This is a genomic window from Actinacidiphila guanduensis, assembly GCF_900103985.1.
GTDB classification, from domain to species: Bacteria; Actinomycetota; Actinomycetes; order Streptomycetales; family Streptomycetaceae; genus Actinacidiphila; species Actinacidiphila guanduensis.
The window spans coordinates 1-21720 of sequence record NZ_FNIE01000016.1; the positions used below are offsets into that span (position 1 = coordinate 1).

Consider the following 21720-nt stretch of genomic DNA (forward strand, 5'->3'; position numbering starts at 1 on the left):
ACAACCAGGAGCGCTAGTTGAGTGCGATGAGCCAGGCGGCACAGAATCTGAACTGGTTGATCACCAACTTCGTGGACAACACCCCGGGGGTGTCCCACACGGTGGTGGTCTCCGCCGACGGCCTGTTGCTTGCGATGTCGGATGGTTTTCCTCGTGATCGTGCCGATCAGTTGGCGGCGGTGGCTTCGGGGTTGACGTCGTTGACGGCGGGTGCCTCTCGGATTTTCGAGGGGGGGAGTGTGAACCAGACGGTGGTGGAGATGGAGCGTGGGTTCCTGTTCATCATGTCGGTGTCGGATGGTTCGTCGTTGGCGGTGCTGGCGCATCCGGAGTGCGACATCGGTCTGGTCGGTTACGAGATGGCCCTGCTCGTCGACCGGGCCGGCAGCGTGCTCACCCCGGACCTGAGGGCCGAACTGCAGGGCAGCCTGCTCAACTGACACATCGGCGTACGGCCTCGTCCGGGCACCCGCCAGGCGCTCGGACGAGGCCCCGCCGAACCAGAGGAGGACCCGTGAGCACTCCCCCCGGTGGAGACCCCTACGGCAGTCGACCCGCCACGCCGTACCCCCCCTCGGCTTCCCGGCCCGGCGGGCCCGAGCAGGCCCCGCAGGGCCCCGGCCCGCAGCAGCCCGGGTCGCCCTACCGTCAGCCGAGGATCCAGCCGTACGCGCCCCCGCAGGCCCCGCCGCCGCAGGCGCCGCGCGGCCGGGCGGCGGACGGCGGGCGGGGCGCGGGCACCGGCGGCCGCTCACGCACGCCCTCGGGCCTGGTCCGCCCCTACACCATGACCGGCGGCCGGACCCGGCCGCGCTACCAGCTGGCCATCGAAGCGCTGGTCAGCACGACCGCAGAGCCGGACCGGCTGCGCGGGCAACTGCCCGAGCACCAGCGGATCTGCCAGCTGTGCCGCGAGGTCAAGTCGGTGGCGGAGATCTCCGCCCTGCTCACCATCCCGCTGGGCGTGGTGCGCATCCTCGTGGCCGACCTCGCCGAGGCCGGCCTGGTGGCCATCCACCAGCCCGGCGGCGACGAGTCGGCCGGCGGCCAGCCTGACGTGACACTGCTTGAAAGGGTGCTCAGTGGACTTCGGAAGCTCTAGCGGACCGGCCCGCGCCACCACCTCCGCGAAGATCGTGGTGGCCGGCGGCTTCGGCGTGGGCAAGACCACGTTCGTCGGTGCGGTCTCGGAGATCAACCCGCTGCGCACCGAAGCCGTGATGACCTCCGCCTCGGCCGGCATCGACGACCTCACGCACGCGCCGGACAAGACGACCACGACCGTGGCGATGGACTTCGGCCGCATCACGCTGGACGAGGACCTGATCCTGTACCTGTTCGGCACGCCCGGCCAGGACCGGTTCTGGTTCATGTGGGACGACCTGGTGCGCGGCGCCATCGGCGCCATCGTCCTGGTGGACACCAGGCGCCTTTCCGACTGCTTTCCCGCGGTCGACTACTTCGAGAACAGCGGGCTGCCGTTCGTGATCGCGCTCAACGGCTTCGACGGCAACCAGCCCTACGGCCCGGAGGAGGTCCGCGAGGCCCTCCAGATCGGCCCCGAGGCACCGATCATCACCACCGACGCCCGGCACCGGGACCAGGCGAAGAGCGCGCTGATCACGCTCGTCGAGCACGCGCTGATGGCCCGCATGCGCTGAGGGCGGCCCGACCGGCCACCGGAGAACCCGTTTTGGAGCGCGGTCGCGGATCGGGTAATGTTCTTCCTGCGCCGCCGAGCGGGCCGAAAGGCCCGGGAGAACGGCGCAAGCCGAACAAGACCTCACCAAGAGGTTGCGTTCTGGTGGGGTATGGTGTAATTGGCAACACAGCTGATTCTGGTTCAGCCATTCTAGGTTCGAGTCCTGGTACCCCAGCAGCACTTCAGTCAAGTGCGAGCCCCCGTTGTGTAGCGGCCTAGCACGCTGCCCTCTCAAGGCAGTAGCGCCGGTTCGAATCCGGTCGGGGGTACTGCGCCCCCGTTGTGTAGCGGCCTAGCACGCTGCCCTCTCAAGGCAGTAGCGCCGGTTCGAATCCGGTCGGGGGTACGCACAAAGTCTCCGAGCCCGTCGCATGCAGCGGCGGGCTCGAGTCGTTTCCGCGGCACGCGCGGGGCGCCGCCGCGAGGCGTCCGGGGCGCTGCTGCGGCACCCCTGCGGCACTTCTGCCGCACCCCCGTGGGCGGCCCCGTACGGCCCGCCGCGGGGCGCCCCGCACCCGATGCGGCCGGGCCGGGTCGGATGCGGGTCAGGGCCGGGTCAGCCGCTGCGGCGCAGCGCCTCGGAGAGCCGTGCGGCGGCGTCCACCACGGCCTGGGCGTGCATCCGGCCCGGGTGCCGGGTCAGCCGCTCGATCGGGCCGGAGACCGAGACGGCCGCCACCACCCGGTTCGAGGGCCCGCGCACCGGCGCCGAGACCGACGCCACACCCGGCTCGCGCTCGCCGATGGACTGCGCCCAGCCGCGCCTGCGCACCCCGGACAGCGCGGTCGCGGTGAAGCGGGCCCCCTGCAGGCCGCGGTGCAGCCGCTCCGGCTCCTCCCAGGCCATCAGCACCTGGGCCGCCGAGCCGGCCTTCATCGGCAGCGTGGAGCCCACCGGCACGGTGTCCCGCAGTCCGGACAGCCGCTCGGCCGCGGCCACGCAGATGCGCATGTCGCCCTGCCGCCGGTAGAGCTGCGCGCTCTCGCCGGTCACGTCGCGCAGGTGCGTGAGCACCGGCCCCGCGGTGGCCAGCAGCCGGTCCTCGCCGGCCGCCGCGGCCAGCTCCGACAGCCGCGGGCCCAGGATGAAGCGGCCCTGCATGTCCCGGGCCACCATGCGATGGTGTTCGAGCGCGACCGCGAGGCGGTGCGCGGTGGGGCGGGCCAGCCCCGTGGCCCCCACCAGCCCCGCGAGGGTGGCCGGACCCGACTCCAGAGCGCTGAGCACCAGAGCCGCCTTGTCGAGAACGCCGACGCCGCTAGAGTTGTCCATGCAACGATATTCACGTCTCAGAGTGTGAAACGCAAGTTCATATGTGCCCGCGAGACGGCAGGCTGGAGGGCACAGCGACACGCGCGACACACGAACCACACCGAGCACCACCGAACAGGCCCGCGACGCTGCGCGGCCGGAGGGACAGCGATGGGTAGGACACTCGCGGAAAAAGTCTGGGACGACCATGTCGTCCGCCGCGCCGAGGGCGAGCCCGATCTGCTCTTCATCGATCTCCACCTCATCCACGAGGTGACCAGCCCGCAGGCGTTCGACGGGCTGCGGATGAACGGGCGGCGGGTGCGCCGCACCGACCTGACCATCGCCACCGAGGACCACAACACCCCGACTCTCGACATCGACAAGCCGATCGCCGACCCGGTCTCGCGCACCCAGCTGGAGACGCTGCGCAAGAACTGCGCGGAGTTCGGCGTGCGGCTGCACCCGCTCGGCGACGTCGAGCAGGGCGTGGTGCACGTGGTCGGCCCGCAGCTGGGCCTGACCCAGCCGGGCACCACCGTGGTCTGCGGCGACTCGCACACCTCCACCCACGGCGCCTTCGGCGCCCTGGCGTTCGGCATCGGCACCTCGCAGGTCGAGCACGTGCTGGCCACCCAGACGCTGCCGATGGCACCGTTCAAGACGATGGCGATCACCGTCGAGGGCGAACTGCCCGAGGGCGTCACCGCCAAGGACCTGATCCTCGCCGTCATCGCCCGGATCGGCACCGGCGGCGGCCAGGGCTACGTCATCGAGTACCGCGGCTCGGCGATCGAGAAGCTGTCGATGGAAGCCCGCATGACCATCTGCAACATGTCGATCGAGGCCGGCGCCCGGGCCGGCATGATCGCCCCCGACCAGACCACGTTCGACTACCTGCGGGGCCGCGCGCACGCGCCCGAGGGTGAGGACTGGGACGCGGCGGTCGCGTACTGGAAGACGCTCAAGACCGACGAGGACGCCGTCTTCGACCGCGAGGTGGTCATCGACGCCGCCACGCTCGCCCCGTTCGTCACCTGGGGCACCAACCCCGGCCAGGGCGCGCCGCTGAGCGCCTCCGTGCCGGACCCGGCCTCCTTCGCCGACGCCGGTGACCGGCTGGCCGCCGAGAAGGCGCTGGAGTACATGGGCCTGACCGCGGGGCAGCCGCTGCGCGAGGTCGCCGTGGACACCGTCTTCGTCGGCTCGTGCACCAACGGCCGGATCGAGGACCTGCGGGCCGCCGCCTCCGTCGTCCAGGGGCGCAAAGTGGCCGACGGCGTCCGGATGCTGGTCGTACCCGGCTCGGTCCGGGTGGCGCTGCAGGCCGTCGAGGAGGGCCTGGACAAGGTGTTCACCGCCGCGGGCGCCGAGTGGCGGCACGCGGGCTGCTCGATGTGCCTGGGCATGAACCCCGACCAACTCGCCCCCGGCGAGCGCTCGGCGTCCACCTCGAACCGCAACTTCGAAGGACGGCAGGGCAAGGGCGGCCGCACCCACCTGGTCTCCCCGCAGGTCGCCGCCGCCACCGCGGTGGTCGGCCGCCTCGCCTCGCCGGCCGACCTGTCCGACGCCCCTGCCCTGACGGAGGTCTGAGCGCCATGGAAGCCTTCACCACCCACACCGGCCGGGCGGTGCCGCTGCGCCGCACCAACGTGGACACCGACCAGATCATCCCCGCGCACTGGCTGAAGAAGGTCACCCGCAACGGGTTCGAGGACGGCCTGTTCGAGGCGTGGCGCAAGGACCCGTCCTTCGTGCTCAACGCCCCCGAGCGCCAGGGCGCCACCGTGCTGGTGGCCGGCCCCGACTTCGGCACCGGCTCCTCGCGCGAGCACGCGGTCTGGGCGCTGCAGAACTACGGCTTCAAAGCGGTCGTCTCCTCCCGGTTCGCCGACATCTTCCGCGGCAACTCGCTGAAGAACGGCCTGCTGACGGTGGTGCTGCCGCAGGAGACGGTCGAGCGGCTGTGGGCGCTCACCGAGGCCGACCCGGCCGCGGAGATCACGGTGGACCTGGTCGCCCGCGAGGTGCGGGCCGAGGGCATCACCGCGCCCTTCGAACTGGACGACAACCTCCGCTGGCGGCTGCTGGAAGGGCTCGACGACATCAGCCTGACGCTCGCCAACGAGGCGGACATCGCCGCTTTCGAGGCCCGCCGGCCGTCCTGGAAGCCGAGCACCGCGAAGGTCTGACGCCGGTCTGAAGCCGGTTCGAGCCGGCGTGGCGCCGGTGCGAAGCCGTTTTCGACTCCGGCTCGCAAAACCGTCATCCGCACCATATCCGGAGCGCCTCCCACCCGCCTGGTGGGAGGCGCTCCGCCGTGTGCGGCGGGGTTCCCCGGCTTGCCGTCCGGCCGTTCCGCGGCCGTACTTCGGCGGCGCTTCGGACGCTGCTCGGCAGGTGCGGACGACCCGGACACGCCGCCGCCATGGGTACGGCGAAAGCAGTCCGTAACACCCGGTTGGCCCTGTCGCGCTCCGCAACTGCCCGCAGATGGCACAATCGACGCATGGGACGCGACGGCCAACTGGAGCTCTACGGGCTCCTTGCCGCGCGTCTGAAGCAGGCGCACGCGCGCGTTGCCAATCCCGAAGTCCCGGACGGGACACGGCGGGAGTTGACCCGGCGGCTCCTCGCGGTGACGGCGGCGGCGAAGCACGATCTCGCCGACGCGGCACGGCGCCTGGACGTGTTAACGGCTGAGTTGGACGATCTCGGAATCCCCGATCGGTGATCACACGGAGTACCGAGTTCGTTGCGGCACAAGGGTGATTCGCCCGTTTCGTATTTGATTTGCGGTATATATCCGCCTAGCGTGCGAAATCAGCCCGTACTCATTCGCCGGGCAAGTTTCCGAAGGGGAAGACGTGAACAAGGCGCAGCTCGTAGAAGCGATTGCCGACAAGGTCGGCGGCCGGCAGGCCGCCGCGGACGCGGTTGACGCGGTTCTCGACGCGGTCGTCCGCGCGGTCGTCGGCGGAGACCGGGTGTCGGTCACCGGATTCGGCTCGTTCGAGAAGGTCGAGCGGCCCGCCCGTTACGCCCGCAACCCCCAGACCGGGGAGCGGGTCCGGGTCAAGAAGACCTCCGTGCCGCGGTTCCGGGCCGGGCAGGGCTTCAAGGACCTGGTCAGCGGGGCGAAGAAGCTTCCGCGCGGCGGCGAGGTGTCGGTGAAGAAGGCGCCCAAGGGCAGCCTGAGCGGCGGTGCCTCCACCACCGCGCGCACCACCACGAAGAAGGCCGCGGCCAAGAAGGCGAGCACGGCGAAGAAGGCGGTCACGGCGAAGACGGCGGCGGCCAAGAAGACCACCGCCAAGAAGGCCACCACGAAGAAGACCGCGGCCAAGAAGACGACCGCGAAGAAGGCACCGGCCAAGAAGGCCACCGCCAAGAAGGCCCCGGCCAAGCGCGCCTCGGCCCGCAAGACGGCCACCAAGCGCGCGGCCGCGAGGTAATCGCCCACCCACCGCGACGGGCCGGCCCCCGATCCGGGGAGTCCGGCCCGCGCCGTCTTCCCCCACCGTGCGGTGGCGGTCAGCCGGCGTCCGGGTAGGTCGCCAGCGTCACGAAGACCACCCGACGGCCGTCGCCCGAGCCCTCGGTGCGGATGCGCACCCGCTGGCCGGGCCGCAGCAGGCGCAGGCCGCCGGCGTCGAAGGCGGGCGCGTCGAACTCCAGCGGGGTGCCGTCGTCCAGCAGCACACTGCCGGCCCGGGTCGAGGCGTCGAAGGTGAATGCGGTGGCCTGCATGGCGCCAGCGTATCGGCCGGCGGACCGGCCCATCGGGCCGACCGGACCGGTGGCCGGGGTCAGCGGGGTCCGTGCGGTACGTCGGCTCAGCCGGGTCAGCGGGATCCGTGGGGTCAGCCGGGTATGTCGGCTCCATCGGCTCCACCGGGTCAGCCGGCTCTGTCGGTCTGCGGGGTCCGTGGGCTCGGCCGGGTACGTCGGCTCCATCGGCCCTGTCGGGTCGGTAGGGTCAGCGGGCTCGGTCGGCTCTGCCGGGTCGGCCGGGTACGTCGGCTCAGCCAGCCAGCCAGCCAGCCAGCCAGGCCGGCTCTGCCGGGTCGGCCGGGTCGTTCGGTCAGTCGGGGATGAGCAGGCCGGCCGCGACCGCCGCCGTGCGCGGGCCCACGCCCAGGGCGAGCGCCTCGCGCAGGTCCGCGAGGGTGTCCACGTCCCGCCGTACGGAAGGCGCTTCCGGCAGCGTGATCTCGGCCGCGCCCGAGGCGAGGTGGCGGGCGCGCGAGGAGCCGCCGAACGCGGGGGAGAGCGGCAGGTACGGCACCGCGGTGAGCAACGTTGTCCCCACACCCTCCGCGTCGGCCAGGAACGCCCGCTCGCCGGTCCCCGCAGCCGCCCGGAGCACCTCGGCCAGCTCCGCGGGCCGCAGGGCCGGCAGATCGCCGTTCAGCGCCGCGACCGCGGCGGCCGGTTCCCGTCTGCGCACCTCCTCGGCGCCGTACCGCAGCGCCGCATTGAGCCCGGCCGCGGGCGCGTCGGGCACCACGAGGGCGCCGTGCGCCGCCAGTTCCGCCGCCGCGGCCCGGTCGTCGGTGACCACTGTCACGTCCGCGACCTGAGGGCACGCCAGTACCGCGGCCACCGTGTCCACGGCGAACGCCAGCGCCAGCGCTGGCCGCACCTCCCCGGCCGCGGCCAGCCGGCTCTTCGCCACCGCCAGCGGCTTCAACGGCACGACCAGCGACCACCTCGCATCGTCCACGCGCTCCATTGTGCGGTGCCGGCGCGCCGCCACCGCCGACCGCCGCCCCGTTGCGGCCCGTGCCCCGGCCGGACACGCGGCGGCCGCGGCCGCGGGATGCACGGCGGTTCCGGGCGCACAGCCGTGGCAGACCTGTGGCAGACCGGTGGCAGAGGTGCCCCCCGGCGCCCGGGACGCTGGCGTTAACCTCTCGGTAGCCGCGATGCTTGAGCGGTCTTCCAGCGACGAAGAGGAGTCCCGGTGTCCCGCCGCAGAATCGGTTTCTGGTACCGCTTGGCGGCCGCGATCGCCAAGCCCCCCCTCATCGTGCTCTTCAAGCGCGACTGGCGCGGAATGGAGAACATTCCGGCCGAGGGCGGATTCCTCACCGCCGTGAATCACAACTCCTACCTCGACCCGCTGCTGTACGCGCATTTCCAGTACAACACCGGCCGGCTGCCCCGCTTCCTCGCCAAGGCGTCGCTGTTCAAACCGTTCTTCGTCGGCGCCGTCATGCGCGGCACCGGACAGATCCCGGTGATCCGCGCCTCGGCCGACGCCGCGGCCGCCTACCGCGCGGCCGTGGAGGCCGTACAGCGCGGCGAGTGCGTGGCGTTCTACCCCGAGGGCACCCTCACCCGTGACCCCGACCTGTGGCCGATGGTCGGCAAGACCGGCATCGCCCGCGTCGCCCTGCTCACCAAGGCCCCCGTCATCCCTGTCGCCCAGTGGGGCGCGAACGAGTTCCTGCCGCCGTACGCGAAGAAACCGAGCCTGCTGCCCCGCAAAACCCACCGGGTGCTGGTCGGCGAGCCGGTGGATCTGAGCCCCTGGTACGGCAAGGACCCGACCGCCGAGGTGCTGCGGCAGGTGACCGAGGCCATCATGGGCGACGTGAAGCAACTCCTCTCCGAACTGCGCGGCGAGCCCGCGCCCGACGGCCTCTACGACCCCCGCACGGCGAAGGGGGCAGCGTGACGGCTCGCTGCGCCGTCTACGGCACCGGTTCCTGGGGCACCGCGTTCGCGATGGTGCTGGCCGACGCCGGCTGCGAGGTGGCCCTGTGGGGCCGCCGGCCGGAGCTGGTCGCCGCCATCAACACCACCCGCACCAACCCCGAGTACCGCCCGGACGTCACGCTGCCGCCCGGCGTCACCGCCACCAGCGACCCCGCGGCGGCCGCCGCCGGCGCCGAGTTCGTCTTCCTCGCCGTCCCCTCGCAGTCGCTGCGGGCCAACCTCGCCGAGTGGGCGCCGCTGATGCGCTCCGACGCGGTGCTGGTGAGCCTGATGAAGGGCGTCGAACTCGGCACCGCCAAGCGGATGAGCGAGGTGATCGAGGAGGTCGCCAAGACCGACCCCGGCCATGTCGCCGTCCTCACCGGGCCCAACCTCGCCGCCGAGATCGCCGCCCGGCAGCCCGCGACGGCCGTCGTCGCCTGCCGCGACGAGGAGGTCGCCCGCCGGATCCAGATCGCCTGCCACACCAACTGGTTCCGCCCGTACACCAACACCGACGTGACCGGGTGCGAACTGGGCGGCGCGGTCAAGAACGTCATCGCGCTCGCCGTCGGCATCGCCGACGGCATGGGCATGGGCGACAACACCAAGGCGTCGCTGATCACCCGCGGCCTGGCCGAGACCACCCGGCTCGGCGTCGCGATGGGCGCCGACCCGCACACCTTCGCCGGCCTGGCCGGCATGGGCGACCTCGTCGCCACCTGCTCCTCACCGCTGTCCCGCAACAACACCTTCGGCCACAACCTCGGCCGCGGCATGAGCCTGGCCGAGGCCGTCGCGGCCACCAGCCAGACCGCGGAGGGTGTCAAGTCGTGCGAGTCCGTCGCCGACCTCGCCCGCAGGCACGGCGTCGACATGCCGATCACCGAGACGGTGGTCGACATCGTGCACAACGGGAAGGCACCCGCCGTGGCCGTCAAGGAGTTGATGTCACGCTCCGCGAAACCCGAACGGTAAGGTCGACGCGATGAACTCCCTGCCCTCTCCCCAGAGCCCGGACCACCGGCCCGCGCCCGCCGGCGCCTTCGGCCGCAAGCCCCGGGTCGCCGTCGTCTTCGGCGGCCGCAGCTCCGAGCACGGCGTGTCCGTGGTGACCGCCGCGAGCGTGCTGCGCGCCATCGACCGCGAGAAGTACGATGTCCTGCCGATCGGCATCACCGCCGAGGGGCGCTGGGCGCTGACCGCCGACGAGCCGGAGCGGATGGCGATCACCGACCGCCGCATGCCCACCGTCGAGCAGGTCGCCGACCAGGACGGCGCGGTGCTGCTGCCGGTCGACCCGGCCAGCCGCGAGGTCGTCTACACCGAGGCCGGCGCGGTGCCCAAGGCGCTCGGCGAGGTGGACGTCGTCCTTCCCCTGCTGCACGGGCCCTACGGCGAGGACGGCACCCTGCAGGGCCTGCTCGAACTCTCCGGCGTCCCCTACGTCGGCGCGGGCGTGCTCGCCTCGGCCGTCGGCATGGACAAGGAGTACATGAAGCGGATCTTCACCTCCTTCGGGCTCAAGGTCGGCCCGTACACGGTGATCCGCCCGCGCGAGTGGGAGCGCGACGCGGCCGCCGCCCGCCGCAAGGTGACCGACTTCGCCGCCGTCCACGGCTGGCCGCTGTTCGTCAAGCCCGCCCGGGCCGGCTCCTCCATCGGCATCAGCAGGGTCGAGGGGCCCGAGGACCTGGACGAGGCGATCGGGGCGGCCCGCGCGCACGACCCCAAGGTGCTGGTCGAGGCGCTGCTCACCGGCCGCGAGATCGAGTGCGGCGTCCTGGAGTTCGCCGACGGGCCGCGCGCCTCGGTGCCCGCCGAGATCCCGCCGGCCACCGCGCACGACTTCTACGACTTCGAGGCGAAGTACATCGACTCCGCCGAGGGCATCGTGCCGGCCCCGCTCACCGCCGAGCAGACCGAGCAGGTGCAGCGGCTCGCCGTGGACGCCTTCGAGGCCGCCTCCTGCGAGGGCCTGGTGCGCGCCGACTTCTTCCTGCTGGACAGTGGGGAGTTCGTCATCAACGAGATCAACACCATGCCGGGCTTCACCCCGATCTCGATGTACCCGCGGATGTGGCAGGAGAGCGGCGTCGGCTACACCGAGCTGATCGACCTGCTGCTCCAGGCGGCGCTGCGCCGCTCCACCGGGCTGCGCTGAGACGGGCCGGGCCGGTCGGGGTCGGGGCCCATCAGGCGCCCTGCCCGCCAAGTGCCGCGAGCCGTCCGCCCGTTGCCGATGACTGCCGGCCGGGTCCCGGCCCGCGTCCCCGCCGCGGGTCAGATCCCGGCGGGGATCGTCGTCTTGACCGCCGCGGCCAGTTCGGCCAGCGGCGTCGCGTCGTGGGCGTACTTGGCCGGCAGCGTCAGCTCCACGTACGCCTTGCGCAGGGTGGTGGTCAGCCGGGCGCTGCCGTCCGGGCCCTGCTCCCAGGACCAGGTGACCCCGTCCACCTCGGCGGCCGGGGTGTTCACGTCGTCGTCCACCGCGGGCCGCGGCACACCGCAGCGCAGCACGATCGTAGGATCACCCCATCCGGCGGTCAGCGGGGAGTCCGGCTTGAGACCATGGCGGGGCAGTCCGTCGACCGTCCTGGGCAGCCGCGCGTGCAGCGCCGTGCAGTAGGCGGCCACCCGGGCGTCCGGAACCGGCACGGCAACCCGCACGTCGTCGCTACCGGAGGCCGAGACCGCGAACACCGCCGCCGCGGACACGCACGCGGCGGCGGACGCGGCGACCAGCAGGGCCCGGCGATGGAACGTCACCGGGCGAGCATACGGAAGAACCCCGGCGGCGGGGTTCAGTGGGGGCTAGATATGCACCACCGGGCAGGTGAGCGTACGGGTGATCCCGTCCGCCTGCTGGACCTTCGCCACGACCATCCGGCCGAGCTCGTCGACCGTGTCGGCCTGGGCGCGCACGATCACGTCGTACGGCCCGGTGACGTCCTCGGCCTGGATGACCCCGTCGAGCTTGGAGACCACCTCCGCTACCGCCGAGGCCTTTCCGACCTCGGTCTGGATCAGGATGTACGCCTGTACCACGGAACCTCCAGGGCGGCTTCGAGGATCATGTGGAAGGGGGGACGCCACGTTATCGCGTTGCCGCGCAGAGCGGGGAGACCCGCGCGGTACCTGCCCCCCGCAATGACGGGATACACGCAGCGGACACGGTCCGGTCGCCGGACCGGGCGCAGAACCGAGGGGACGACGCTATGAAGGGGACTGTGGGCGAGCTGGGGGAGTTCGGGCTCATCAGGGAACTGACCTCCCGCCTCACCTCGACCCCCGCCGTGCAGCTCGGCCCCGGTGACGACGCCGCCGTGGTGGCCGCGCCCGACCGCCGGGTCGTCGCCACCACCGACGTGCTGCTGGAGGGGCGGCACTTCCGCCGCGACTGGTCCACTGCCTACGACGTCGGCCGCAAGGCGGCCGCGCAGAACCTCGCCGACATCGCCGCCATGGGCGCGGAGCCCACCGCGGTGCTGCTCGCCCTCGTCGTCCCCGCCGAACTGCCCGCCACCTGGCCGGTGGAGCTGATGGACGGCATCCGCGACGAGTGCCAGGTGGCCGGGGCCGCCGTGGTCGGCGGCGACGTGGTGCGCGGGGAGACCATCACCGTGTCGATCACCGCCCTGGGCGACCTGCGCAACCGGCCCCCCGTCACCCGCGCGGGCGCCCGCCCCGGCAACCTCGTCGCCGTCACCGGCTGGCTCGGCTGGTCCGCGGCCGGACTCGCCGTGCTGTCCCGCGGCTTCCGCTCCCCGCGCGCCTTCGTCGAGGCCCACCGCCGCCCCGAACCCCCGTACCACGCCGGCCCCGCGGCCGCCGACCTCGGCGCCACCGCCATGACCGACATCAGCGACGGGCTCGTCGCCGACCTCGGCCACATCGCCGCCGCCAGCGGGGTCGACATCGACCTGCGCTCGGCCGCCGTGGACGTGCCCGCGCAGATGACCGACATCGGCCAGGCGGTCGGCGTCGACCCGCTGCACTGGGTGCTCACCGGCGGCGAGGACCACGCCATCGCCGCCGTCTTCCCCCGCGACGTCAAGCTCCCCGCCCGCTGGCGGATCATCGGCGAGGCCGCCCGGCCGGCGGGTCGCACCCCGCGCGTCACCGTGGACGGCGCGCCCTGGGAGAAGGCCGGCGGCTGGGACCACTTCGGGCCGGGCGCGTGAGCGCCACCGACGGGCCCCTGGAGTCGGAGCCGGCGCCCCCGCGGGTGCTCACCGTCGCCGGCTCCGACTCCGGCGGCGGCGCCGGCATCCAGGCCGACCTGAAGACGATGCTCGCCCTCGGCGTGCACGGCATGAGCGTGGTCACCGCCGTCACCGCCCAGAACTCGCTGGGCGTCCAGGGCTCCTGGGAGCTGCCGCCGGACGCGGTGCGCGCGCAGTTCCGCGCGGTCGCCGACGACATCGGGGTGCAGGCGGTCAAGACCGGCATGCTCTCCTCGGCGGCGCTCGCCGGCACCGTCGCCGGCCTGCTCGCCGACCTGGACCCCCCGGTGCCGGTGGTCGTGGACCCGGTGGGCCTGTCCAAGCACGGCGACACGCTGCTGCACGAGCAGGCGGTGGACGTGGTGCGCACCCGGCTGCTGCCGCTGGCCACCGTCGCCACCCCGAACCTGGACGAGGTGACGCAGCTCACCGGGGTCGTGGTCACCGACGAGGCCGCGATGAGCGAGGCGGCCCGGGCGGTGCTCGCCCTCGGCCCGCGCTGGGTGCTCGTCAAGGGCGGCCACCTGCCCGGCGCCGAACGGTACGCGGAGTGCGCCGACCTGCTCAGCGACGGCCGCACCGAGCACTGGTACCGCTCACCGCGCTACGCCAACCCGCACACCCATGGCACCGGCTGCACCCTGGCCAGCGCGGTCGCCGCGCACCTGGCGCTCGGCCGCGCGGTGCCCGAGGCGGTCGGCCTCGCCAAGGAGTACGTACGCGGCGCCATCGAGGCGGGCTTCCCGCTCGGCGCGGGCATCGGCCCCGTGGACCACGGCTGGCGCACCCGCTGACCTGCTGCCGGCGGCGGGAGCGCCCGGGCGGCATACGGAAAAGCCGACCCACCGCGAGGTGGATCGGCTTACCCGACTCGACAGCCGCGAGGGCTGCGCTGTGACGACGTCGCTACGACCGGGGCCGTGCGCACGTGCGGCTCACCTCCGCGCGGGGCGGAGGCACGGCCACTCGCTCAGCGCGAGACCTTGCCGGCCTTGATGCACGAGGTGCAGACATTGAGGCGCTTCGGCGTCTTCCCCACGACCGCACGCACGCGCTGGATGTTGGGGTTCCAACGACGCGGGGTACGGCGGTGCGAGTGGGAGATGCTGTTGCCGAAGCCCGGCCCCTTGCCGCAGACGTCGCAGTTGGCAGCCACGGGTCACTCCAAAGACTTCAGATGCATTTACGGTGGATGGCCCGAGAGAGCCCCGGACAACCGGAGCAGCATACAACGGCCGCTCCCGTGAGACGAAATTACCACGCTCCGGGCACCCCTCCCGCCCGCCGCCGCCCGCGCCCCGGCCGCACCCCCGCCGTTCTCCCGCGACCTCCCGCCGCCGAGCCGCTTCCCGGCCGCCCCGCGACCGCGCTGCCCCGCGACCGCGCTGGCCCGCGCAGGAACCGGCCCACGCGGCCCCGGCGTTACGCTCACCAGCAGCCCCCGCGCCCGCAAGGAGGACCCGTTGCCGCCCACGCTCGACGCCGCCGCGGTGCGTTCATGGTGCCGGATCTCCCTGCGTGCCCTCGGCCGGGCCCGCGAGGAGATCGACGCGATCAACGTCTACCCGGTCGCGGACGGCGACACCGGCACCAACCTCTACCTCACCCTGGAGTCCGCCGCCCAGGCCGTCGAGGCGGTCTTCGACGCCCACGCCACCGCCGAGGGCGGCCCGGCCCCCTCCTTCGCCGAGGCGGTCCGCGCCCTGTCGCACGGCGCCCTGATCGGCGCCCGCGGCAACTCCGGCACGATCCTCGCCCAACTGCTGCGCGGCCTGCACGAGTCGCTGGCCACGCGGGACGGCAGCGGCGGCACCGGCGGCGACGGGGACGCGAGCGGCGCCGCGGACGTCGTACGGCAGGCACTGGCGGCCGCCGCCGCCTCCGCGTACGGCGCGGTGGCGCGCCCGGTGGAGGGCACGATGCTCACCGTCGCCACCGCGGCCGCGCGGGCGGCGGGCGAGGCCGAGGGCGACCTCGCCGAGGTGGTGCGAGCCGCGCACGCCGGGGCGCTCGCGGCGCTGGCCGGCACCCCCGACCAGCTCGGCGCCCTGCGGCAGGCGGGCGTGGTGGACGCCGGCGGGCTCGGTCTGGTCGCGCTCTTCGGCGCGCTGAGCCGGACCGTCACCGGGCAGGCCCCGGCGGACGGCCCGCTGCCCGGCGGCGCCTCCGTCCGCCACGTCCCTTCCCCGTCCCCGCCGCAGCCGCAGGTCACGGTGGCCGAGAGCACCCGGGACCCCGCGGCGGTCGCGGCCTGCGCGGAGGGCGCGGGCGAGGACGGCCCCGCCTTCGAGCTGATCTTCCTGCTGGAGGCGCAGGACGCGGCCGTGCGCGCCCTGCGTGAGCGGCTGGACGCGCTCGGCGACTCCCTGGTCGTCGTCGGCGGCGACGGGCTGTGGAACGTCCATGTGCACATCGACGACGTGGGCGCCGCCGTCGAGGCCGCGATCGACGCCGGGCGCCCCTACCGCATCCGGGTCACCCACTTCGGCACCTCCGCCGGGCAGGCCCGCACCCCCCGCGGCGAGCGGGCGGTGCGCGCGGTCGTCGCCGTCATCCGCGGCGACGGGCTGGCCGAGCTGTGCGGGCAGGCCGGCGCCACCGTGGTGGCCCTGCGCCCCGGTGAGCAGCCCGCCAGCGGCGAGATCGCCGCCGCCATCCGGCGCGCGCACGCCCACGAGGTCGTGCTGCTGCCCAACGACAGCGAGCTGCGGCACGTGGCCGGCGCCGCCGCCGAGCAGGCCCGCGCCGACGGCGTCCGGGTCGCCCTGATCCCCACCCGGTCCGCCGTCCAAGGGCTGGCCGCCCTCGCCGTGCACGAGCCGAGCCGCCGCTTCGACGAGGACGTGGTCGCCATGACGGCGGCCGCCGGCGCCACCCGCTACGGCGAACTCGCCGTCGCCGCGCACGAGTCGTGGACCATGGCCGGCGTCTGCCAGGCCGGCGACGTGCTCGGGCTGATCGACGGCGACGTGGCCGTCATCGGCAGCAGCGTGCCGCAGACCGCGGCCGACATGCTGGACCGCATGCTCGCCGCGGGCGGCGAGCTGGTCACCCTCGTCCTCGGCCCGACCGCGCCCGACGGGCTCGCCGCCCACCTGGAGTCCCACGTCCACGCCCGGCACCTGGCGGTCGACACCGTGACGTACACCGGCGGCGAGCCGGGGGTGCCGCTGCTGATCGGCGTGGAGTAGCGGGGGAGCGGCGGCGGGGGCACCAGCAGAAGCGGCAGGAAGCCGGCAGGGGAGCAGCCGGACGCACTGCGGGGGAGCGGCGCGTCCGTCCGCCCCGGCTGTCGGGCCCCTGGGGGAAGATGGGGGCGATGACTGCGAACCCTTTGGACGAGCCGCTCAAGCGCCTGGTCGGCGACCGCACGGCGAAGGTGCTGGGCGAGCACCTCGGGCTGTCCACCACCGGGGACCTGCTGCACCACTACCCGCGCCGCTACGCCGAGCGCGGTGAGCTGACCCGCCTGGCCGACCTGCCGGTGGACGAGTACGTGACGGTGGTGGCGCAGATCGCCAAGGCCGACAAGCGGACGTACGGCGGGGGCTCGGGGGTGCGCCTCGAAGTCGTGGTGACCGACGGCAGCGGGTCGCTGACCCTCGTCTTCTTCAGCAAGGCCGCCCACGCGCACGCCCACCGGCTGATCCCCGGCCGCCGCGGGATGTTCTCCGGCAAGGTGTCCGTCTTCAACCGCACCCGCCAACTCGCCCACCCCGACTACCAGTTGCTGGACGACGAGGACGGAAAGGAAGCCGCCCTCGCCTTCGCCAACCGGCTGATCCCGCTCTACCCGGCCTGCAAGCAGATCACCTCCTGGCGGATCGCCCAGGCCGTGGACACCGCCGTCGACTCGCTCGCCGCCACCGGCTGGGCGGGCGTCGGGGAGCCGCTGCCGGCCGAACTGCGCGAGGGGCGCGGCCTGGTGGCGCTGCCCGAGGCGCTGGAGAAGATCCACCGGCCGCGCACCAAGCTGGACATCGAGCAGGCCAGGCACCGGCTGAAGTGGGACGAGGCGTTCGTGCTCCAGGTCGCCCTGGCCCGGCGGCGGGCGGACGAGTCCGCGCTCCCCGCGGTGCCGCGGGTCCCCGGTGACGACGGGCTGCTCGCCGCTTTCGACGCCCGGCTGCCCTTCACGCTCACCGAGGGCCAGCAGGCCGTCTCGGCCGAGATCTTCGCCGACCTCGCCACCGACCACCCCATGCACCGGCTGCTGCAGGGCGAGGTCGGCTCCGGCAAGACGCTTGTCGCGCTGCGGGCGATGCTCGGCGTGGTGGACACCGGCGGGCAGGCCGCGATGCTCGCCCCCACCGAGGTGCTCGCCCAGCAGCACCACCGCTCGATCACCGAGATGATGGGCGACCTCGCCGAGACCGGCCTGCTCGGCGGCTCCGAGAAGGGCACCAAGGTGGTGCTGCTGACCGGCTCGATGGGCGCGGCCGCCCGCCGCCAGGCGCTGCTCGACCTGGTCACCGGCGAGGCCGGCATCGTCATCGGCACCCACGCCCTGATCGAGGACAAGGTGCGCTTCCACGACCTCGGCCTGGTCGTGGTGGACGAGCAGCACCGCTTCGGCGTCGAGCAGCGCGACGCCCTGCGCGCCAAGGCCGACCGCCCGCCCCACCTGCTGGTGATGACGGCCACCCCGATCCCGCGCACGGTCGCCATGACCGTCTTCGGCGACCTGGAGACCTCCGTCCTGGACCAGTTGCCCGCCGGGCGCTCGCCGATCGCCACCCACGTGGTGCCCGCCGCGGACAAGCCGCACTTCCTGGCCCGGGCCTGGGAGCGGGTCCGCGAGGAGGTCGCCGCCGGCCACCAGGCATATGTGGTGTGCCCGCGGATCGGCGACGAGGAGGAGCCGCCGGGGAAGGCGGGGAAGAAGGCCGCTGCCAAGGCTGGCGCGAAGTCCGCCACGTCCGCCGCCAGGGGCGCGCAGGCCGACGAGGAGGCCGCGCCCCCGGACGACGAGCGGCGCCCGCCGCTGGCCGTCCTCGACGTCGCCGAGCGGCTGGCCGCGGGGCCGCTGAAGGACCTGCGGGTGGAGCCGCTGCACGGCAGGATGGCGCCCGACGCCAAGGACGCCGTGATGCGCGGCTTCGGCGCCGCCGAGGTGGACGTCCTGGTCGCCACCACCGTCATCGAGGTCGGCGTCAACGTGCCCAACGCCACCGTCATGGTGATCATGGACGCCGACCGCTTCGGCGTCTCCCAGCTGCACCAGCTGCGCGGCCGGGTGGGCCGCGGCAGCGCCCCCGGCCTGTGCCTGCTGGTCACCGACGCCCCCGAGGGGAGCCAGGCCAGGACCCGGCTGGACGCCGTGGCCCGCACCCTGGACGGCTTCGAGCTGTCCCGGATCGACCTGGAGCAGCGCCGGGAGGGCGACGTCCTCGGACAGGCCCAGTCCGGCAGCCGCTCCTCGCTGCGGGTGCTGACCGTCATCGACGACGAGGAGGTCATCGCGGCCGCCCGCGAGGAGGCCACCGCCGTGGTCGCCGCCGACCCCGAGCTGGCCGCCCACCCCGACCTGCGCACCGCCCTGGACAGCCTGCTGGACGCCAGCCGTGAGGAGTACCTCGACAAGGGGTGACCGCGCCTGCTGAATGCCCGGCCGGCGGCGGGGGCGGGGTGCGGGCCGCCGCCCGCGGGACCGGCGGGTAGGGTCGGGCGGGTGAGGAAGCCATGACGCGCGTGATCGCCGGGGCCGCCGGCGGGCGGCGGCTCGCCGTCCCACCGGGCAACGGCACCCGCCCCACCTCCGACCGCGCCAAGGAGGGCCTCTTCTCCACCCTGGAGTCGCTGCGCGGCACCCTGCACGGCGCCCGCGTCGCCGACCTGTACGCCGGCTCGGGAGCCGTCGGGCTGGAGGCGCTGTCCCGCGGCGCCGCCCACGTGCTGCTCGTCGAGGCCGACCCGCGGGCCGCCCGGACCGTCCGCGAGAACGCCGCCGCGCTCGGGCTGCCGGGCGCCGAGGTGCACACCGGCCGGGCCGAGCGGACGGCCGCGGGCGAGCCGCAGGGCGGCCCGTACGACCTGGTCTTCCTCGACCCGCCCTACGACGTCCCGGACGCGGAACTGCGGGAGATCCTGCTCACACTCGCCGTCAACCACTGGTTCGCGGACGGCGCGCTGGCCACCGTGGAGCGCAGGACCCGCGGCGGCGACTTCCGCTGGCCGGACGGCTTCACGGCCATCAGGTCCCGGCGCTACGGCGAGGCGACGCTTTGGTACGGTCGCGCCGCCGTCCGGCCGGCGGAAGCCACCGCCGCGCCATGAACCGCGGTACCCGTCCCGACCCCGCCCGCCCGCACCGCGAGGAGCCGAACTTGCGCCGCGCCGTCTGTCCCGGGTCCTTCGACCCCGTCACCAACGGACACCTCGACATCATCGCCCGCGCCTCCCGGCTGTACGACACCGTGTACGTCGCCGTGATGGTCAACAAGTCCAAGCAGGGCCTGTTCTCCATCGAGGAGCGCATCGACCTGATCGAGCAGGTCACCGCCGATCTGGACAACGTGCAGGTGGAGTCCTTCCACGGCCTGCTGGTCGACTTCTGCAAGCAGCGCGAGATCCCGGCCATCGTCAAGGGCCTGCGCGCGGTCAGCGACTTCGACTACGAGCTGCAGATGGCCCAGATGAACATCGGCCTCTCGGGCGTGGAGACGCTGTTCGTGCCCACCAACCCCGCCTACAGCTTCCTGTCCTCCAGCCTGGTCAAGGAAGTCGCCCAATGGGGCGGTGACATCTCGCACTTGGTGCCGCCGCAGGTTCTCGACGCGCTCAACGCCAAGCTCCGGCAGCAGTAGGCTTCGGGCTGTGGACGTCCAGAAGAAGCTCGATGAGATCGCGGCGACCGTCAGCTCCGCGCGGTCCATGCCGATGTCGGCCTCCTGCGTGGTGAACAGGGCCGAGCTGCTGGCCATGCTGGAGGAGGTCTCCGCCGCACTGCCCGCCTCCCTCTCCCAGGCGGAGGAACTCCTCGGCGACCGCGAGCAGATGGTCGCCGAGGCGCGCACCGAGGCCCAGCGGATCATCGAGTCCGCGCACGCCGAGCGCGGCTCGCTGGTCTCCGAGACCCAGATCGCCCGCCAGTCCAAGGACGAGGCGGAGCGGATCGTCGCCGAGGCCCGCCGCGAGGCCGACGAGATCAAGGCCGAGGCCGACGACTACGTCGACAGCAAGCTCGCCAACTTCGAGGTGGTCCTCACCAAGACCATCGGCTCGGTGGACCGCGGCCGCGAGAAGCTGCTCGGCCGCGACCCCTACGGCGACGGCCAGGGCTACGACGAGGAGGACCCCGAGGCCCCCGAGCGCAGCTCCGACCCCGAGACGCTGCGCCGCCGCGCCGACGAGTACGTGGACGCCAAGATGCGCGCCTTCGAGGCGGTGCTCACCAAGACCCTGGAGGCCGTCGGCCGCGGCCGGCTCAAGCTCACCGGCCACAACCCGATCGACGACCTGGCCGCCCAGATCGCCGCCGCCGACGCCGCCGACCCCTCGGCCGACGTCCACCGGCAGTCCGACGCCGAGTACCTGGCGGGCCTGGCCGCCCCCGCCGAGGCCCGCGCCGACCTCGGGCAGTACGGCTACACCCCGGCCGACCCCCAGCAGCCGGCCGCCGAGCCCGCCTACGGCTACGCCCAGCAGGTCCCGCAGGAGCAGGGCTACGGCCAGGGCGGCGGCTACGACACCGAGGGCTACCCGCAGCAGCCGGAGTACGCGGCCCAGGCCGGCTACGACCCGTACGGCGGGCAGGGCTACCCGCAGGACCCGGGGCAGCCGGGCCAGGTTCCGGGTCAGGGCCAGGACGGCGACTACGGCTACGGGCAGCAGCAGGGCTACGGCCAGTTCGACGAGCACGGCAACCCCCTGCCCTACCCGCCGCAGCCGCCGCAGATCCCGTACCAGCAGCAGTACGGCGGGCAGCCCGCCGCCCTGGACGAGACGAGCTTCTTCGACACCGGGATGATCGACATCAACCGGCTGCGCGAGCTGGAGCAGGGACTCTAGGACTGCCGGGCCGGGCCGCCGCCGGGCCCCACCGGGGCGGTCCCACGTGCCCGGGGGCGTCCGCGGGGCCGCCGCGCGGGCGGGTCCGCACCGCTTCGTTTGGGCAGGGGCGGCCCGTCCAGTATCCTGTCAGCTCCAGCCGTGTCCCGTACCGGCGCTTCGGCCTGCCCGCCCGCAAGGGCGCGGGCCCCGGCCGCACCGATGAAAGCAGGAAGCCCTGAACACCCGCCTCGACCACCGCGACCCTCTCGTGTTCGACACACACGAGCTGGGCCGTCGTCCTGGCGCGATGAAGAAGGTCTCCCGCACGGTGCCGGCCCCCAAGGGCCTCGGCATCGCCGACGTCATCGGGGTGCCCGAGGGCGCGGACGTCGAGCTGGAGCTCCGCCTGGAGTCGGTCATGGAGGGCGTGCTGGTCACCGGCACCGCCCACGCGCCGGTCGAGGGCGAGTGCGTAAGGTGTCTGGAGCCGGTCGGGTACGAACTCGACGCGGACTTCCAGGAGATGTTCTCCTACCCCGACGCCGACACCCGGACCGCCCGCGCGGGCGAAGCCGGTGACGACGCCGAGGACGAGGACGCGTTCCACCTCGAGGACGACCTGTTCGACCTCGAACCCCTGCTGCGCGACGCGGTGGTGCTCGCACTGCCGCTGCAGCCGGTGTGCCGGGAGGACTGCCCCGGTCTGTGCGCCCAGTGCGGGGCACGGCTGGCGGACGACCCGGACCACCACCACGAGGCCGTCGACATCCGTTGGGCGGCCCTGCAGGAATTCCAGCAGAACGGTGCCGGCGACGGCACCGACGAGAACCAGGAGAAGTAGC

General features: G+C 73.5%; 24 protein-coding genes and 3 tRNA genes. 21 read left to right on the forward strand and 6 right to left on the reverse strand.

The annotated features are described in order from the left end of the window. Positions 1–26 precede the first annotated feature (26 nt). The 6 genes from BLR33_RS28400 (at position 27) to BLR33_RS28425 (ending at position 2048) form a co-directional block, all read left to right on the forward strand. Positions 27–440 (forward strand): roadblock/LC7 domain-containing protein, encoded by a 414-nt coding sequence (locus tag BLR33_RS28400; RefSeq protein WP_093787504.1) that lies wholly within the window; start codon positions 27–29, stop codon positions 438–440. A gap of 74 nt (positions 441–514) precedes the next feature. Further along, positions 515–1102, forward strand: coding sequence for a DUF742 domain-containing protein (locus tag BLR33_RS28405; protein WP_093787505.1), 588 nt, complete (start codon positions 515–517; stop codon positions 1100–1102). Then, complete coding sequence (locus BLR33_RS28410; protein WP_093787506.1) at positions 1083–1661, forward strand: GTP-binding protein; 579 nt, start codon at positions 1083–1085, stop codon at positions 1659–1661. The genes BLR33_RS28405 and BLR33_RS28410 overlap by 20 nt, the downstream gene beginning before the upstream one ends. A gap of 144 nt (positions 1662–1805) precedes the next feature. Continuing rightward, positions 1806–1877: transfer RNA gene (locus tag BLR33_RS28415), tRNA-Gln, on the forward strand. 21 nt (positions 1878–1898) lie between these two features. After that, positions 1899–1971 (forward strand) — tRNA-Glu (locus BLR33_RS28420). Between the two features lie 4 nt (positions 1972–1975). Further along, positions 1976–2048: transfer RNA gene (locus tag BLR33_RS28425), tRNA-Glu, on the forward strand. A gap of 210 nt (positions 2049–2258) precedes the next feature. Here BLR33_RS28425 and ndgR read toward each other — a convergent pair. Further along, complete coding sequence (gene ndgR, locus BLR33_RS28430; RefSeq protein WP_031518929.1) at positions 2259–2975, reverse strand: IclR family transcriptional regulator NdgR; 717 nt, start codon at positions 2973–2975, stop codon at positions 2259–2261. A 150-nt stretch (positions 2976–3125) separates the two neighbouring features. Between ndgR and leuC the strand changes: the two genes are divergently transcribed. The 4 genes from leuC (at position 3126) to BLR33_RS28450 (ending at position 6412) form a co-directional block, all read left to right on the forward strand. Continuing rightward, positions 3126–4550 (forward strand): 3-isopropylmalate dehydratase large subunit, encoded by a 1425-nt coding sequence (leuC, locus tag BLR33_RS28435; protein WP_093787507.1) that lies wholly within the window; start codon positions 3126–3128, stop codon positions 4548–4550. A gap of 5 nt (positions 4551–4555) precedes the next feature. Next, the gene (gene leuD, locus BLR33_RS28440) at positions 4556–5149 is read left to right on the forward strand and encodes a 3-isopropylmalate dehydratase small subunit (protein ID WP_093787508.1); all 594 of its coding nucleotides are present in this window, start codon (positions 4556–4558) and stop codon (positions 5147–5149) included. A 317-nt stretch (positions 5150–5466) separates the two neighbouring features. After that, positions 5467–5691: an SCO5555 family protein gene (locus BLR33_RS28445; RefSeq protein ID WP_093787509.1), complete on the forward strand. Its 225-nt coding sequence runs from the start codon at positions 5467–5469 to the stop codon at positions 5689–5691. A 133-nt stretch (positions 5692–5824) separates the two neighbouring features. Further along, a complete protein-coding gene (locus tag BLR33_RS28450) occupies positions 5825–6412 on the forward strand; it encodes an HU family DNA-binding protein (protein WP_093787510.1) in 588 nt (195 codons plus the stop codon). 79 nt (positions 6413–6491) lie between these two features. Here the strand turns inward: BLR33_RS28450 and BLR33_RS28455 are convergent, their stop codons facing one another. Continuing rightward, positions 6492–6707: a hypothetical protein gene (locus tag BLR33_RS28455; RefSeq protein ID WP_093787511.1), complete on the reverse strand. Its 216-nt coding sequence runs from the start codon at positions 6705–6707 to the stop codon at positions 6492–6494. A gap of 334 nt (positions 6708–7041) precedes the next feature. After that, a complete protein-coding gene (gene cofC / locus BLR33_RS28465) occupies positions 7042–7692 on the reverse strand; it encodes a 2-phospho-L-lactate guanylyltransferase (RefSeq protein WP_093787513.1) in 651 nt (216 codons plus the stop codon). A 231-nt stretch (positions 7693–7923) separates the two neighbouring features. On the opposite strand from cofC, the gene BLR33_RS28470 reads away from it, so the two are divergent. From BLR33_RS28470 to BLR33_RS28480, 3 genes are read left to right on the forward strand one after another with little or no spacing between them, the layout of a single operon-like run. Next, a complete protein-coding gene (locus tag BLR33_RS28470; protein WP_093787514.1) occupies positions 7924–8640 on the forward strand; it encodes a lysophospholipid acyltransferase family protein in 717 nt (238 codons plus the stop codon). Next, on the forward strand, positions 8637–9638 hold the full coding sequence (locus BLR33_RS28475; RefSeq protein WP_093787515.1) for an NAD(P)H-dependent glycerol-3-phosphate dehydrogenase: 1002 nt from the start codon (positions 8637–8639) through the stop codon (positions 9636–9638). Before BLR33_RS28470 ends, BLR33_RS28475 begins: the two co-directional genes overlap by 4 nt. Positions 9639–9648: 10 nt before the next feature. Beyond that, positions 9649–10824 carry a D-alanine--D-alanine ligase family protein gene (locus BLR33_RS28480; RefSeq protein ID WP_093787516.1) on the forward strand — a complete coding sequence of 392 codons (1176 nt, stop codon included), beginning with the start codon at positions 9649–9651 and terminating at the stop codon, positions 10822–10824. 119 nt (positions 10825–10943) lie between these two features. Here BLR33_RS28480 and BLR33_RS28485 read toward each other — a convergent pair whose 3' ends face one another. Together BLR33_RS28485 and BLR33_RS28490 are read right to left on the reverse strand one after the other, a co-directional pair. Then, the gene (locus tag BLR33_RS28485) at positions 10944–11429 is read right to left on the reverse strand and encodes a DUF3515 domain-containing protein (protein WP_245771729.1); all 486 of its coding nucleotides are present in this window, start codon (positions 11427–11429) and stop codon (positions 10944–10946) included. A 45-nt stretch (positions 11430–11474) separates the two neighbouring features. Further along, positions 11475–11708 (reverse strand): Lrp/AsnC ligand binding domain-containing protein, encoded by a 234-nt coding sequence (locus BLR33_RS28490; protein ID WP_093787517.1) that lies wholly within the window; start codon positions 11706–11708, stop codon positions 11475–11477. A gap of 170 nt (positions 11709–11878) precedes the next feature. On the opposite strand from BLR33_RS28490, the gene BLR33_RS28495 reads away from it, so the two are divergent. Together BLR33_RS28495 and thiD are read left to right on the forward strand one after the other, a co-directional pair. After that, positions 11879–12844, forward strand: coding sequence for a thiamine-phosphate kinase (locus tag BLR33_RS28495; protein ID WP_093787518.1), 966 nt, complete (start codon positions 11879–11881; stop codon positions 12842–12844). After that, positions 12841–13680, forward strand: a complete 840-nt coding sequence (thiD, locus tag BLR33_RS28500; RefSeq protein ID WP_407639733.1) for a bifunctional hydroxymethylpyrimidine kinase/phosphomethylpyrimidine kinase — start codon at positions 12841–12843, stop codon at positions 13678–13680. The genes BLR33_RS28495 and thiD overlap by 4 nt, the downstream gene beginning before the upstream one ends. Before the next feature lie 176 nt (positions 13681–13856). On the opposite strand, the gene rpmB is transcribed toward thiD, so the two are convergent. After that, entirely contained in the window at positions 13857–14042 is a 186-nt protein-coding gene (gene rpmB, locus BLR33_RS28505) for a 50S ribosomal protein L28 (RefSeq protein ID WP_033173090.1), read from the reverse strand. A gap of 307 nt (positions 14043–14349) precedes the next feature. Between rpmB and BLR33_RS28510 the strand changes: the two genes are divergently transcribed. The 6 genes from BLR33_RS28510 (at position 14350) to BLR33_RS28535 (ending at position 21719) form a co-directional block, all read left to right on the forward strand. Beyond that, the gene (locus BLR33_RS28510; protein WP_093787519.1) at positions 14350–16077 is read left to right on the forward strand and encodes a DAK2 domain-containing protein; all 1728 of its coding nucleotides are present in this window, start codon (positions 14350–14352) and stop codon (positions 16075–16077) included. A gap of 119 nt (positions 16078–16196) precedes the next feature. Continuing rightward, the gene (gene recG, locus BLR33_RS28515) at positions 16197–18476 is read left to right on the forward strand and encodes an ATP-dependent DNA helicase RecG (RefSeq protein WP_093787520.1); all 2280 of its coding nucleotides are present in this window, start codon (positions 16197–16199) and stop codon (positions 18474–18476) included. Positions 18477–18568: 92 nt separating this feature from the next. Next, positions 18569–19162 (forward strand): 16S rRNA (guanine(966)-N(2))-methyltransferase RsmD, encoded by a 594-nt coding sequence (gene rsmD, locus BLR33_RS28520; protein ID WP_093787521.1) that lies wholly within the window; start codon positions 18569–18571, stop codon positions 19160–19162. Positions 19163–19212: 50 nt separating this feature from the next. After that, positions 19213–19692: a pantetheine-phosphate adenylyltransferase gene (gene coaD, locus BLR33_RS28525; RefSeq protein ID WP_176930575.1), complete on the forward strand. Its 480-nt coding sequence runs from the start codon at positions 19213–19215 to the stop codon at positions 19690–19692. Positions 19693–19702: 10 nt separating this feature from the next. Next, positions 19703–20896, forward strand: a complete 1194-nt coding sequence (locus BLR33_RS28530) for an ATP synthase F0 subunit B (protein WP_093787523.1) — start codon at positions 19703–19705, stop codon at positions 20894–20896. Between the two features lie 217 nt (positions 20897–21113). Next, entirely contained in the window at positions 21114–21719 is a 606-nt protein-coding gene (locus BLR33_RS28535; RefSeq protein ID WP_093787524.1) for a YceD family protein, read from the forward strand. Position 21720: the final 1 nt, after the last annotated feature.